The sequence below is a fragment of the Streptomyces sp. NPDC058665 genome, assembly GCF_042714995.1.
Taxonomy (GTDB): Bacteria; Actinomycetota; Actinomycetes; order Streptomycetales; family Streptomycetaceae; genus Streptomyces.
This window is the reverse complement of sequence record NZ_JBHXRX010000020.1, coordinates 75,797-88,421: the sequence shown is the minus strand read 5'-3', so window position 1 is coordinate 88,421 and position 12,625 is coordinate 75,797. Positions and strand designations below refer to the sequence as shown.

Sequence of the window (12,625 nt, the reverse complement as noted above, 5' to 3'; positions counted from 1 at the left end):
CGGGCCCGCGTCGTGTTTCAGCCGCTCTCCCCCTCGCTGACCTCCCCGAACGACATCGGCCGGCTGAACAACGCGGCTGCCGCGTTGCGCAGGATCGCCGGGTGGACGAAGCGCTCGGGGTTCGAGGGCGCGGAGTACCAGAACAGCGGCCACGTCCCACCGTCGAGCGCCGGCACGGGCACGTAACTCACGGTGCGGTGGGCGGAGTTGAACAGCGTCACCCCGGGCGCCCAGACGCGGTTGGCCGTACTCCCGGGCGGGAGATAGAAGTACACCGCCCGGCGCCCGTTCGACTCGGTGACGATCGGACCGGGATCGCCCCCCGTGATCGAGTCCATCAGGTCGGCGAGCCGCCGCCCCTCGTCCCCGTCGACGCGCACGGCGTCGAATCGCACACCGGCTTTCCGAAGCTGGAATCCATTCATCGGGACCCAGTCCACACAAAGTCGTTCATTCTGTGTATTCACGCAGACATTCTGCGTAGTCACGGCTAGCGTTTCCATGAGATGGCGGGAGCCGTCGGGTACCGGTTGACCTGCGAGAACTCCCGTTACGTGAGGTCGAGTTCAGTCCAGTCCAGTTGTGACCGGTTGAGTCCGGTCGAGTCGAACGGTGATCGCAATGGCGCGAGCGGAAAACAAGGAAACGGCAGGCCCGGCGACGCGATTGGTGGCGCATATCGCCCGCACGATGCGCCTGCACAAAGGGATGACACAGGAACAAGTCGGCGTCGAAACGGGCTTCTCCGCAGCGGCGATCAGCGCGATGGAGACCTGCGCACAGCCGGCGAGCGACCAGATGCTGGTGGCTCTGGGGCGGGTGCTGGGCGACGAGCTCGGCATCTTCGAAGAGGCGCGGATGTACGTACGGCTGGACAAGTACCCGGCGCAGTTCAAGGACTACGTGCTCCTGGAGCAGAAGGCGGTGGGCCTGTGCCTGTACGCGACTCTCGTAGTCCACGGCCTGTTCCAGACAGAGGCGTACGCGCGGGCGCTGATCGGCGGAGGGTATCCGCCGCTGCCGGAGGAGCGGGTGGAAGAGCTGGTCGAGGCGAGGGTGGCGCGCAAGGCGCTGTTCGACCGGGAGCCGATGGCGTTGATCGAGGTGATTCTGGAGGAGTCGGTGCTGCGTCGGACGATCGGGAGCCAGGAGGTCATGCGTGACCAGCTTTCGCACTTGGCGGAGTGCGGGAGGCGCCGTAACGTGACACTCCAGGTGCTCCCGCTGGACTGCGGCCTGAGCGCCGAGCACGCGGGAGATCGAGGCGGAATGACCCTGGTGGAAACACCAGAACACGACCACCTGGCCTACCTCGAACCACAGGACGAGAGCCTGCTGATCTCGGACCCGGCAAAGGTGAGCACGTACGCCCAGCGTTATGCGAAGATCCGATCACAGGCCCTGGGTCCTCGTGAATCGCTGGGACTCATCGAGCGGTTGGCAGGAGATAGGGAATGACCAGCACCTTGCAGTGGTTCAAGTCCAGCTACAGCAGCGACAGCGGCGGCAGTTGCGTCGAGATCGCCTTCGACTGGCACAAGTCCAGCTACAGCAGTTCCAGCGGCGGCGAGTGCGTAGAGGTGGCCACCTGCCCCCACGCTGTCCACGTACGCGACTCGAAGGTCACAGAGGGCCCCACCTTCACCGTGGCCCCGACCGCCTGGACGACGTTCCTCGGCTGGGCCGAGTAACCACCCCCGACGACCGACCGGCCGCGCACCCCGCCGCCGGTCGCCGCTGTCGCGGTCCCTCCCCGGCCTCAGCGGCTGGTCTTCCCCGAATGAGGCGCACCCCTCTAAGATCATCATGTATGAACACTCCTGACGGTCAGAGGTTCGGTATCCAGATCGATGTCAGGGTGCGGCAGGCCGATCTTGGTCGAGACGGCTCGGCAAGCACGATCGGCATGGCCCGCTGGCTGGAAGACGCCCGGATCCGGCTGCGGCTGCACCGCTTCGAACGCCTCATCGGTAAGGGTGGGTTCGGGCCGTACCAGATCTTGCTCGTCGGCCAACGGGTCAACCGCCTTGCTCCGGCAGGCCCGACCGGTACCCGCGTGCAAGTGCACACCGGCGTTCGCCGGGTCGGGCGCTCCTCATTCACGTTCGAACAGGTGATCATGATCGACGGCAAGCATGTGGGCAGTGGCGACGCCACCGTCGTGCTGGCCGACAACTCGGGGCCGCTCCAGCTTCCGGACGAGCTGATCGCCGATCTCGACGAGATGCGGCTACCGGAGACAGGAACGCCGGCAGCTGCCCGTCCACACCCTGAGCGCCTGCGACGTGCCCACTACTCGTACTGGGCCACCCTGCGTTCCCGGATCGGTGACGTCGACTCCAACCAGCACGTCAACTTCATCGCACTGGCCACTTGGTACGACGAGGCCGTCGCCACCTTCACCTCGCACTCGATCGGGACAAGTCGTGCGGGCTCGGTGCCAGATCTGCCCCCTTCGTCGTACCAGATCCAGTATCTGGCTGAGGTGACCTACCCGGGCGACTACGAGATCGGGCTCACGGTCCGCTCCGTCGACACCGACTCCGTGCACTACGAACTCGGTGTCTTCCACGACAGCACCTGCCTGAGCGTGGCCGACGCCATCGGCCCCCGCGGCGAACTGACCGCCGAAGCCCTGGAAGCGGCCCCGACGGCGGACTGACCACGGTCTCTCGGGGACAGGCCCGGGCTCATCCCGGCATCGCGGCGCCACTGGCCCCGATCCGCGCCTGCGAGCCGCACGCGCGAGGTCGCCGAGGTCAGTCGTGTGATCGGCGTAGCCCTGTGGCGGTAGATCATGCCCAGCCCGACGCCGGCCTTGGCCGCGATGTCACGTACCGGCGCGTCCACGCCTGACGTGACGAAGACCGTTGCGGCCGCATCGAGCAGGGTTTCCCTGTTACGTCGGGCGTCCTTCCGCCCGGACGGGGCCGCCTGTCTGGCGTCCTCGTCGCTGTCGCTCACCGCACGCTCCTTTCACTCACGGCTTGCAGAATCGGAACCGTGTTCCGTATCGTTCCGGAACATGGTTCCGATTTGCTTATGATGTCAGAGCGGGGCCCGGTAACCAAGCCATGTAGTGCACCGCGCTTCACCCCTCATGAGGAGACACAGTCATGCAGTACCGCATCTTGGGCCGCACCGGTGTGCAGGTCAGTACCCTCGCGCTCGGCGCGATGAACTTCGGAAAGATCGGGCGCACCACCCAGGACGAGGTCACAGCCATCGTCGACGCCGCGCTGGAGGCGGGGATCAACCTGATCGACACTGCCGACGTGTACAGCGGCGGCGAGTCGGAGGAGATGGTCGGCAAGGCTGTCGCCGGGCGCCGCGACGACATCGTGCTGGCCACGAAGGCGACCATGCCGATGGGCGACGAGCGCAATCGCCGGGGCAGTTCGCGCCGCTGGCTGGTCACCGCGCTGGAGGACAGCCTGCGTCGGCTCGGCGTCGACCACGTCGACCTGTACCAGATCCACCGGTGGGATCCGAACACCAGCGACGAGGAGACCCTGTCAGCGTTGACCGACCTGCAGCGCGCGGGGAAGGTCCGCTACTTCGGCTCCTCGACTTTTCCCGCCCACCGCATCGTGCAAGCCCAGTGGGCCGCCCGCGAGCACCACTTGAGCCGCTACGTCACCGAACAGCCCAGCTACTCGATCCTGCAACGCGGCATCGAGACCCATGTGCTGCCCGTGACCGAGCAGTACGGGCTCGGCGTCCTGGTATGGAGCCCACTGGCCTCTGGCTGGCTGTCGGGCGCGATCCGCGAGGGCAGGGACATCACCACCAGCCGCTCAACGTTCATGCCGCAACGCTTCGACACCACCATCCCCTCCAACCGGGCCAGGCTCGACGCCGTCGAACGGCTGGCCAAAGTCGCCGACGAGGCCGGTCTGACGATGATCCAGCTCGCACTCGGCTTCGTGACCGCGCACCCCGGCGTGACCAGCGCACTCATCGGCCCCCGCACGCTGGACCACCTGCACTCGCAGCTCGCCGCCGCAGACACCACGCTCCCCGCCGACGTACTCGACGCGATCGACGGCATCGTCGCCCCCGGCGCCGACCTCGCCGCACACGAGAAGAACGACACTCCGCCCGCGCTGCTCGACCCGTCCCTGCGGCGACGCTGATCGTCCCAGCGACAGCCTCGAACTCGTCGCCCGCGATTTGCACGGCCATAAGCGACGCCCATGAGCGCCCGCCTATCTGCGCGGCCTCTGAGTACAGAACGTCTCCGCCACCGCAAGGGACAGCGCCAGGGCAGCCAAGTCCGGCGGGCCCTTCGTTCAGTCGAGGTCGACGCAGAGGACCAGCAGGCAGAGACCCGGGTCGTCCGCCGGCTCCTCGGCAGCCGGGGGTGGGGGCGGAGGCGTGGCGGGCTGGGTGGGCTTGTTCGGCTTCGGGGCCGGCGTATCCGCCGTGGGCGGCGGTGTGTCGGGCGTCTCCGGCGACTGCGGTTTCGTGTCCTGCGGGGGACGCGCGTCGTCCGGGGTCGTCGTCTGCGGCGCGGTCTTCCGCTTGGCCGGTGCGTCGACGGGCGTGATCGCGGTCGCGCTGCCCGGGGTGTTGGAGTCCTTGGTGTCCTCGGACTCGCTGCCGGCTCCGGGCTTGGCGTGCTTCGGGGCGTGCGTACGGGAGCGGTCGGCCGTGGGCTCAGAGCCGGTGTCGCCTGCGTCGACGGAGCCTCCGGACGAGGTGGACGGAGCCGTGGCCGGTTCCGGAGTCGTGGACGCCTGGGCCTGGGAGACGGAGGGCCGGGACGACGGCATGAACGCGAGGGTCAGACCACCGCCGACGAGCGCGACGGTCGACGCCACGACTGCCCGGCGGCGCTGCTTCTTCCAGTCCGCCAGACGGCGCCTGCGGGCGGCGCGGCCCGTGGCCGAGCGGGTCGCGGGACCGACGGGCGCGTCCGGGTTCACGTCCGCGGCCATGTCCAGGGCCGGGTCGGCGAACCCCGGGAACGCGTCGAACTCCCGCGTGTGCGATATCTCGGACATCACCGCGACGGTCGTGGGAGTGAGCTGGAGCTGTGCGCCTGAGGGTGCGATGTCGGGGGCGTAAGCACCACAACCGGGGCACACGAAAACCCCGTTGAGCGTCCGACGGCACGTACTGCAGTAGTCCATCCGCGATCTTCCTGTGCTGACTGCGCCGCCTGGAAGCCGACGACCTGTCTCTATTTCGCACTCAGGATCGAGCGCCCAACAACCTAGCCGCTGGGGCCGGAGACCATGCGAACCCCATGTGGCGCTCCTGCGAAGATCGCGAAACCGCGCACCGCGGGGGTGGCGGCCGGGACCCTCGGAAACGCTCCGTCGGACCATACCGCCGCACAACCCTTCGTGAATGTCTCCAGCCCTTTTTGAACACCAAATGCCGTGTGTGGAACGGGTCATGAACATCCGTCATCGAAACTCTTCGGCGTACTGCTGTTCGCCGGATCCCCACCTACCGTCACCTCACGGGGTCGGAGAGTGCCGGGGGGCGACAGATCATGGAGTGGTTCAGCGGAGAGAATGTTTTCGCCATCCTGGCCATGGTGCTGGGTGTGCTGACCTCCGCGGGGCAGGTCTGGTACGAGCGCCGGGTGCCGCACAGCAAGCGGATCGGGTACCGCGTACAGATGGACACGGCGATCGGCAACGACGCCGACTCCGGCCGGACGAATGTGCGTCTGGGACTGTTCGACGACGACCCGGACATGGCGGACGCCACGCTCGTACTGCTGCGGCTGGAGAACGACGGCTCGCAGCCGATCTCGGTCGGGGACTACACGTCGCCCAACGTGCACGGTCTGACGGTGCGGTGCACGAACCGGCGGATCAAGGCGGTCGCGGTCACGGTTCCTTCGGACAACACCGATCTGATGGACAACTTCACGCCCGCGAGGGGCTTTCGGCGTGCGGGCAGCCAACTGACCGTGCCGAAGGTCCCGTTGAACAAGGGGGAGCACTTCAAGCTGCTGGTGCTGCTGACCGGCGGCAAGGTGGGGGACGAGGTCAAGGTCAGCGGCGGGCTGTCCGGGGGGCGGGTGGCGGTCAACCGGGCCATCAAACCCGACGAGGCGCCGCCGAAGTTCAGCCGGCCGGCCCGGCTGATCACGCTGTTGCTGACGGTGTGTCTGATCGCGCTCTCCACGATCATCATCGTGCGGGGCGACGCCGACACCACGCCGCTGGGGTGCGAGACGGGCACGCTGACGGTCACAGGATCGACGGCGTTCGCGCCGGTGGCACGGAAGTTGGCGACGTCGTACGAGGAGGACTGCCCGGACTCCACCATCGAGGTGGACCCCAACGGCAGCCTGGAGGGCATCCGCGACCTGGCGAACAGCGCGTCGAAGACCGTGGTCACCCTCTCCGACGGACCGAAGCCCGTGGGCTTTCCGGACCTGGAGGAACACCGGGTCGCGGTCTCGGTGTTCGCGCTGGTGGTCCACGACGACGTGCCGTTCAAGGGGCTCAGCACCACGGACGTACGGAACATCTACCGGGGCAACGTGAAGAACTGGAACCAGATCACCGGCACGGACGGCGAACGCGGCCCGGACCTGCCGATCAAACTGATCAGCCGCGCGGACGGCTCGGGCACGCGGGACATCTTCGAACGCAAGATCCTCTCCGGCGACGAGGAGAAGCAGAAGGTCCGGACGGTCGACGACTGCCGCCGGCCGGTGGACCCGGCGCAGCGGACGTTCCGCTGCGAACTCGACACGACGGAGCAGGTGCTCAAGACGGTGAAGGAGGTGCCTGGTTCGATCGGCTACAGCGAACTGCGCTCCAGCACGGGCGTGAACGGCCTGCACCGCCTCTCACTGGACGGCCTGCCGCCTTCGGTGGACGACATCGCGGAGAGCGACTACCCGTACCGCGAAATCGAATACGGCTACACCTACAACCGCCCGGCCCCCGACACCCTGGCCTCCAGCTTCCTCAACTACCTGATCCGCACGGGCGGCACGGACGTGGTCCGCGCGGAGGGCCACCTCCCCTGCGGCCGCCCGGAGGCCCTCGAAATCTGCGCGGACCAGTAACCCCACGGGCCCCTCACCGGACCTCGGGCGGCGCCGCGGACCCCAACGTCCATTGAAGGTCGAACACCACCAGGGGCGGTTCCTGCCGGGCAGGGAATGCGGACAGTTCGGTGTGGGCCGCCGCGATATCGGCGTGCAGGGCAAAGGCATCCGGCCATCTTGTGAAGCGTGAGGACGCGTCAATGACGATCCCGTCCCAGTCTTCGTCTTCTGTCGCCCCCGACCGGTCGATGACAAACCCCCGACACTCGGCCCACCTCCGGCGCATCACGCCCCGCACCGCTTCAACGACCTCGGTCTGCTGGGCCTGGTCCATTCCGTCCAGACCGAATTCGATGACGGTCACGTCACCGTCGGCCGGACGGCGCACACGCGTGAAAACGTCGGTCTCCCCGTCCAGCCAGAACTGGAAGTTGACCTCACCACCCCCTGAACGCCGAACAACGGCGACGGACTCAACAAGCTCACCCCGCGTCAAGAACACCTGCTCGCCCCATGAATCCGGCCCGTTGGTGATGGACGAGACGAGCCCGGTGGACGGATTCCCCAGGCTCAGACCGGCTTCCTCCAGGGCGGCCACCAGGGTCTCCGCTGGATCGGAATTCGAATCGCCCTCGTACCAGTAGACAAAGCCGTCGCTCATCGATCTCACCTCACGAATGTGTGGACATTCCCGTCACCAAGAATCCTTCGGGCCAGATTCAGAGCGGCTTCCGGCGTCCCCTTCTCCAGATAGACTTGTGCCCGGACACCTTGCTGTTCCGCCGCATACTTGAGGATGTGGCACTTCTCCCCAAACTTGGCAAGATTTCTGGCCTTCGCAGGACCTCCGACGGCTATGTACGAACCGTCCCCGCCGATGACATCAACGTCACTCGTTCCCGCACCGGGTTTGGTGACCTTCAGCCCAGGCTTTCCCGGCGCTCCGGAGGGAATCCTACCGTTGGTCAGTTCCGCCACCTTCTGCTCACGCGCGGCGCCAACTGCGTCGGATACCGCGGGATCCGTTGAATTCTTCTTTCCCTCCCCCTTGTCACTGTTGCCGCTGTTCCCGCCCTCCATGCCGTCCGCGCTCGCCGCCATGAGGACGACACCCGCCGTCCCGAGCAGCGTCGCGTCCAGTGCGGCGCCCGCCGTGATCGCGCCGCCGGCCGTCGCCGCTCCCGCTCCCGCGAGCGCGAGTCCGCCCGGTGGGAAGAGCGCCAGGAGTGAGAGCAGGAGCAGTGCGAAGCCGAGGTAGACCAGGAAGGTGTCGAGCGCGTCGAGGAGGTGGAACGTGGTGATCGCCTTGCCGGCGGGCCCCGCCTCGCCAAGCCCCCGGTACAGCAGAAGCGTTCCGGCGGTGGCCGCTCCCAGGGCCGTGACCAGGCGGAAGCGGTGGACGGCCAGCCGTTCGGCGACGGGCTGGGCCGTAACGGCTCGGGCGGTGCGGAGAAGGCAGACCAGTTGCCAGGCGATCCACGCGAGAGCGGCGATACCGAACCCCATCAGGATGTCGGGGCCGTTGCCGGTGGTGAAGAAGTTCTGAAGCCCCGCCGTGGAGATGAAGGAACCGACTCCGAGGAGGAGCAGCGCGGGTAGCGCCAGTACGCAGGGGACGAGGAACAGCCATCTGCGCCGCGAAGCCCCGGCGCCCGGCAGGAGCCGGGCTCGTAGCTCCTCGGGACGCCAGCGTCTCCATGGTCCGAGGCGTCCATCCGCGCGGTGGCGTCCGCGACCGCACCGCGCAGCGGTTCGGTCTGTTCCGCCCGCCCGACGGCCGCCGCGTACAGCAACGCGCGGCGCAGGCCGACGTACCGCAGCACGATCAGCACGCTCCAGGGAATCCGCCGCCACGCGCCGCGCCGGGACAGACTCCACGAGGAGTAGCGCAACAGCGCGGCCACGCTGTCACCGTCGGCGCGTTCGGCCGAGAGCAGCACCCCTGGCACGGTGCGTTTCCCCCGGTGGAGGACGCGCAGGTCCACCGCGAGCGCGACCAGCAGACAGACCAGAGGCACGGCCCACGCCTTCGCGTCCAGCTCATCCAGCCACTGCCTGGCGGCCTCGCCGAAGGGCGCCGGCAACCAGGCCCCGAACACCTGCTCAGGACCCGGCACATAGGGCGGGAAGATGCTGTCCGGAACAACCCAGCCGCCGGCGGCATGGGGGATCGCACGGTCCGCGTCCAAGCCGAACCGGAGTACGCCCTCCAGCAGACCGAACCCGGCGCCGAGCGCCCCGCCCAACACGACGAAGTCCGTCAGCCCCCATTGCGTGCGTACCTTGAGGCTCAACCCGGCGAGCAACAGCGGGGAGACCTTGGCCAGTTCCTCCAGCCACGGCGCCACCGTGTAGCCGGTACTGCTCACCACCTGCGCAAGCGGTTGCCCGGACCAGTCCGAGTAGAGGCGGGTGTACGCGAGTTGAAGCAGCGCGGTCACCACTCCGCATCCGTAGACGCCCACCACGACCGCCAGCAAGCACCGTGGACAGCCGGACCGAACGGGTGAGCAGGGAAGGGGCGAACAGTTGCAGCACGCCCCAGACGGCCGCGGTCACCATCAGTACCGTCACACAGGCCCCCGCCCAGAATCATTGATTCGCTAGTGCGAACAACATCGTATGGGCGGCCGAGCTTCGAAGCCAGGGGATCGTGGCCAGGTTCCACGCGTGGATACGGCTCCGCCCCGGCCGCTGTCGGGCTGCCGGGGCGGGTCGTCGGCCGTCGGCCGTCGGCCGTCGAAACGAGGGCTACAGGAACGAGTTGATCTGGATCGTTTCCGTGCGGCCCGGTCCCACTCCGATCGCGGAGATCCGGGTGCCCGACATTTCCTCCAGCGCCTTCACGTACGCCTGCGCGTTCTTCGGGAGGTCCTCGAACGTCTTCGCCTTGCTGATGTCCTCCGTCCAGCCCGGCAGGTACTCGTACACCGGGGTCGCGTGGTGGAAGTCGCTCTGGCTGTACGGGAGTTCCTCGACGCGCTTGCCGTCGATCTCGTACGCCACGCAGACCGGGATCCGCTCCCAGCCCGTGAGCACGTCCAGCTTGGTGAGGAAGAAGTCCGTCAGGCCGTTGACCCGGGTCGCGTAGCGGGCGATCACCGCGTCGAACCAGCCGCAGCGGCGGTCGCGGCCCGTCGTGACGCCCCGTTCGCCGCCGATGCGGCGCAGCGCCTCGCCGTCCTCGTCCAGCAGTTCCGTCGGGAACGGGCCCGCGCCGACGCGGGTCGTGTACGCCTTGAGGATGCCGATCACCCGGCTGATCTTCGTCGGGCCGACGCCCGAGCCCGTACAGGCGCCGCCCGCCGTCGGGTTGGACGAGGTCACGAAGGGATACGTGCCGTGGTCGACGTCCAGGAGCGTGCCCTGGCCGCCCTCGAAGAGCACGACCTTTCCGGCGTCGATCGCGTCGTTGAGGACGAGAGTCGTGTCGCTGACGTACGGACGCAGCTTGTCCGCGTAGCCCAGCAGTTCCTCGACGATCTTGCCGGCCTCTATGGCGCGCCGGTTGTAGAGCTTGGCGAGGAGCTGGTTCTTGAAGTCCAGCGCCGCGTCGACCTTCTGGATCAGGATCGACTCGTCGTACAGGTCCTGGACACGGATACCGACCCGGTTGATCTTGTCGGCGTATGTCGGGCCGATGCCACGGCCCGTCGTACCGATCTTCCGGGAGCCGAGGAACCGTTCCGTCACCTTGTCCATCGTGGTGTGGTACGACGTGATCAGATGGGCATTCCCACTGATCAGCAGCTTCGACGTGTCGACGCCGCGGTCGTTGAGCCCACTCAGCTCGGAGAGCAGGACGGCCGGGTCGATGACAACGCCGTTGCCGATCACCGGCGTGCAGTCAGGCGAGAGGATTCCGGAAGGGAGGAGATGCAGCGCGTATTTCTGGTCGCCGACGACGACCGTGTGGCCGGCGTTGTTGCCACCCTGGTAGCGCACTACATAGTCCACGGATCCACCGAGCAGGTCGGTGGCCTTTCCCTTGCCTTCGTCACCCCACTGAGCACCGAGCAGCACAAGTGCGGGCACAGGCGTACACCCCTTCCGGGCGGGGCATGTCCAAGGCCAGGGGACGCACATACGTAGGACGCACGCGTGAGAAATCGCACGACGCCGTACGACGAAGCCTGAGCCGTCGAACCGGTTGCCCCGGAATAGACCAAGCCCCTGGCGCAATAGCGCAAGGGGCTCTTGCACAAAGATGCTACCCGAGGAAGGACCGAGGTGTCGGCTCCAGAGCCCGCCGAGAACGGTGCCCAGCAGCTTCTGGTGGTCATCGACCCGGTCGCCCGCCGCACCGACGGCGAATCAGTCCGCATCGCGAAAGACGTGTTGAGCGCGGGTGCGACGGCCAAGATCTGCCTGCCCGACGGCCCCGCCGACTTCGCTCGGGTGCTGGCCCGGAGAGGCTCGCGGCGGCCGGTGGTGATCGGCGACGACCGCGCTCTGCTGCGGACGGTCGCCCTGCTGCACCGGGAGCGCGACCTGGCCGCGGGCGCGCTGTCGCTGGTGCCGGTCGGGGTCTCGGTCGACCTGGCGCGGTCGCTCGGCGTGCCCACGGGCGCGGTCGCCGCGGCGCGGGCGGTCCTGGACGGAGTCGTACGGCGGCAGGATCTGCTGGTCGACGACAGCGACGGCGTGGTGCTGGGGGATCTGCGGATCCCGGCGCCGCCGCCCGCGGAGGACGGCCGCGCCGGCGGCTCGTCCGTCTGGCACACCTGCCGGTCCCTGGTCCGGACGCTGGTCAAGCCCGTGCCGCAGGTGCTGGCCGTGCACCCGCACCGCCTGCGGGTGGAGGCGGACGGCGTGGTGCTGAGCGATCTGGACGAGCCGGTCGAGGCGGTGACCGTACGGTCGGTGGCCGGGCGGGCGGAGATCGTGATCCGTACGAGCGCCTCGGCCGAGCCGATCACGGCGAGCGCCCTGTCGGTGACGGTCTCGGGCGCGGACTTCCGCTACCGGGCGGACGCGGCGGTCACGGGCCCGGTGCGGACGCGCACCTGGACGCTGCGGGCGGGGGCGTGGGGGCTGACGCTGCCGGGGGACGCCTGAGGGGAGCCGGGGGGGGGCCGAGAGCCGGGAGCCCGGGGCCGGGCATGCGGGCCTCACCCGCCGAGCTGCTGCGCCCTGTGCTTCGTCCAGCGGTCCATCAGCGATCCGAGCTCCTCCTCCAGGAACAGGAAGAACTCCAGCGTCTCGTTGATCCGCCGCCCCTGCGGGGTGTCGAGACCGAAGTGGTCGACCCCCTCCTGCATCGTGGCCTGCCAGCCTCGCAGCATGGAGTCCCGGTTGGTCAGTGCCTGGTACCACTGGTTGCCCTGCACGCGGTAGCGCTCGCGCCGGGAGCCCGGCTCGCGTTCGCGGATGACCATGTTGACCTGGGAGAGATAGCGGATCGCGCCGGACACGGCCGCCGGGCTGACCTTCAACTGGTCGCCGAGTTCGGCGGAGTTCATGACGCCCTGCTCGGAGGAGAGCAGCGCCGCGAAGACTCTGGCGGGCATACGCGTCATCCCCGCCTCGACGAGCTGGGCCGCGAAGCGTTCGACGAACTCCGAGACGGCGGCCTCGTCCTCGCGCCCACGCTCACTCATG

General features: G+C 68.1%; 13 protein-coding genes and 1 pseudogene. 6 read left to right on the top strand and 8 right to left on the bottom strand.

Annotation, left to right across the window (positions count from 1 at the left end):
• Positions 1-17 precede the first annotated feature (17 nt).
• A complete protein-coding gene (locus tag ACFWV8_RS15560) occupies positions 18-425 on the bottom strand; it encodes a hypothetical protein (protein ID WP_384201403.1) in 408 nt (135 codons plus the stop codon).
• Positions 426-621: 196 nt separating this feature from the next.
• Here ACFWV8_RS15560 and ACFWV8_RS15555 point away from each other — a divergent pair, with 196 nt between their 5' ends.
• From ACFWV8_RS15555 to ACFWV8_RS15545, 3 genes are all read left to right on the top strand, one after another.
• Positions 622-1,458: a helix-turn-helix domain-containing protein gene (locus ACFWV8_RS15555; RefSeq protein WP_384201509.1), complete on the top strand. Its 837-nt coding sequence runs from the start codon at positions 622-624 to the stop codon at positions 1,456-1,458.
• Positions 1,455-1,691, top strand: coding sequence for a DUF397 domain-containing protein (locus tag ACFWV8_RS15550; RefSeq protein ID WP_384201400.1), 237 nt, complete (start codon positions 1,455-1,457; stop codon positions 1,689-1,691). Before ACFWV8_RS15555 ends, ACFWV8_RS15550 begins: the two co-directional genes overlap by 4 nt.
• A gap of 119 nt (positions 1,692-1,810) precedes the next feature.
• Positions 1,811-2,662 carry a thioesterase family protein gene (locus ACFWV8_RS15545; RefSeq protein WP_384201397.1) on the top strand — a complete coding sequence of 284 codons (852 nt, stop codon included), beginning with the start codon at positions 1,811-1,813 and terminating at the stop codon, positions 2,660-2,662.
• Between the two features lie 112 nt (positions 2,663-2,774).
• Here the strand turns inward: ACFWV8_RS15545 and ACFWV8_RS15540 are convergent.
• Positions 2,775-2,964 (bottom strand): annotated as a pseudogene (locus ACFWV8_RS15540) (TetR/AcrR family transcriptional regulator); the annotation flags it as partial.
• Between the two features lie 152 nt (positions 2,965-3,116).
• Between ACFWV8_RS15540 and ACFWV8_RS15535 the strand changes: the two are divergent.
• Positions 3,117-4,136: an aldo/keto reductase gene (locus ACFWV8_RS15535; RefSeq protein WP_329384073.1), complete on the top strand. Its 1,020-nt coding sequence runs from the start codon at positions 3,117-3,119 to the stop codon at positions 4,134-4,136.
• 156 nt (positions 4,137-4,292) lie between these two features.
• Here ACFWV8_RS15535 and ACFWV8_RS15530 read toward each other — a convergent pair whose 3' ends face one another.
• Positions 4,293-5,006, bottom strand: a complete 714-nt coding sequence (locus tag ACFWV8_RS15530; RefSeq protein WP_384201394.1) for a hypothetical protein — start codon at positions 5,004-5,006, stop codon at positions 4,293-4,295.
• A 497-nt stretch (positions 5,007-5,503) separates the two neighbouring features.
• Between ACFWV8_RS15530 and ACFWV8_RS15525 the strand changes: the two genes are divergently transcribed.
• Positions 5,504-7,042, top strand: coding sequence for a PstS family phosphate ABC transporter substrate-binding protein (locus tag ACFWV8_RS15525; protein ID WP_384201392.1), 1,539 nt, complete (start codon positions 5,504-5,506; stop codon positions 7,040-7,042).
• A gap of 13 nt (positions 7,043-7,055) precedes the next feature.
• Here ACFWV8_RS15525 and ACFWV8_RS15520 read toward each other — a convergent pair whose 3' ends face one another.
• The 4 genes from ACFWV8_RS15520 to ACFWV8_RS15505 form a co-directional block, all read right to left on the bottom strand.
• Entirely contained in the window at positions 7,056-7,685 is a 630-nt protein-coding gene (locus ACFWV8_RS15520) for a hypothetical protein (protein ID WP_384201390.1), read from the bottom strand.
• 5 nt (positions 7,686-7,690) lie between these two features.
• Complete coding sequence (locus ACFWV8_RS15515; protein ID WP_384201387.1) at positions 7,691-8,530, bottom strand: hypothetical protein; 840 nt, start codon at positions 8,528-8,530, stop codon at positions 7,691-7,693.
• A complete protein-coding gene (locus ACFWV8_RS15510; protein ID WP_384201384.1) occupies positions 8,530-9,465 on the bottom strand; it encodes a PrsW family glutamic-type intramembrane protease in 936 nt (311 codons plus the stop codon). The genes ACFWV8_RS15515 and ACFWV8_RS15510 overlap by 1 nt, the downstream gene beginning before the upstream one ends.
• Before the next feature lie 310 nt (positions 9,466-9,775).
• Positions 9,776-11,059 (bottom strand): adenylosuccinate synthase, encoded by a 1,284-nt coding sequence (locus ACFWV8_RS15505; RefSeq protein WP_329384087.1) that lies wholly within the window; start codon positions 11,057-11,059, stop codon positions 9,776-9,778.
• Positions 11,060-11,254: 195 nt separating this feature from the next.
• Here ACFWV8_RS15505 and ACFWV8_RS15500 point away from each other — a divergent pair, with 195 nt between their 5' ends.
• Positions 11,255-12,082 (top strand): diacylglycerol kinase, encoded by an 828-nt coding sequence (locus tag ACFWV8_RS15500; RefSeq protein ID WP_384201380.1) that lies wholly within the window; start codon positions 11,255-11,257, stop codon positions 12,080-12,082.
• Positions 12,083-12,135: 53 nt separating this feature from the next.
• Here the strand turns inward: ACFWV8_RS15500 and ACFWV8_RS15495 are convergent, their stop codons facing one another.
• Entirely contained in the window at positions 12,136-12,624 is a 489-nt protein-coding gene (locus tag ACFWV8_RS15495) for a GbsR/MarR family transcriptional regulator (RefSeq protein WP_384201377.1), read from the bottom strand.
• Between the last annotated feature and the right edge of the window lies 1 nt (position 12,625).

Excerpts from the sequence above, each read along its gene's own strand:
- ACFWV8_RS15550 (WP_384201400.1), top strand. The coding sequence starts at position 1,455 with ATGACCAGCACCTTGCAGTGGTTCAAGTCCAGCTACAGCAGCGACAGC.
- ACFWV8_RS15560 (WP_384201403.1), bottom strand. The coding sequence starts at position 425 with ATGAATGGATTCCAGCTTCGGAAAGCCGGTGTGCGATTCGACGCCGTG.
- ACFWV8_RS15545 (WP_384201397.1), top strand. The coding sequence starts at position 1,811 with ATGAACACTCCTGACGGTCAGAGGTTCGGTATCCAGATCGATGTCAGG.
- ACFWV8_RS15535 (WP_329384073.1), top strand. The coding sequence starts at position 3,117 with ATGCAGTACCGCATCTTGGGCCGCACCGGTGTGCAGGTCAGTACCCTC.
- ACFWV8_RS15520 (WP_384201390.1), bottom strand. The coding sequence starts at position 7,685 with ATGAGCGACGGCTTTGTCTACTGGTACGAGGGCGATTCGAATTCCGAT.
- ACFWV8_RS15530 (WP_384201394.1), bottom strand. The coding sequence starts at position 5,006 with ATGTCCGAGATATCGCACACGCGGGAGTTCGACGCGTTCCCGGGGTTC.
- ACFWV8_RS15515 (WP_384201387.1), bottom strand. The coding sequence starts at position 8,530 with ATGGGGTTCGGTATCGCCGCTCTCGCGTGGATCGCCTGGCAACTGGTC.
- ACFWV8_RS15525 (WP_384201392.1), top strand. The coding sequence starts at position 5,504 with ATGGAGTGGTTCAGCGGAGAGAATGTTTTCGCCATCCTGGCCATGGTG.
- ACFWV8_RS15495 (WP_384201377.1), bottom strand. The coding sequence starts at position 12,624 with ATGAGTGAGCGTGGGCGCGAGGACGAGGCCGCCGTCTCGGAGTTCGTC.
- ACFWV8_RS15555 (WP_384201509.1), top strand. The coding sequence starts at position 622 with ATGGCGCGAGCGGAAAACAAGGAAACGGCAGGCCCGGCGACGCGATTG.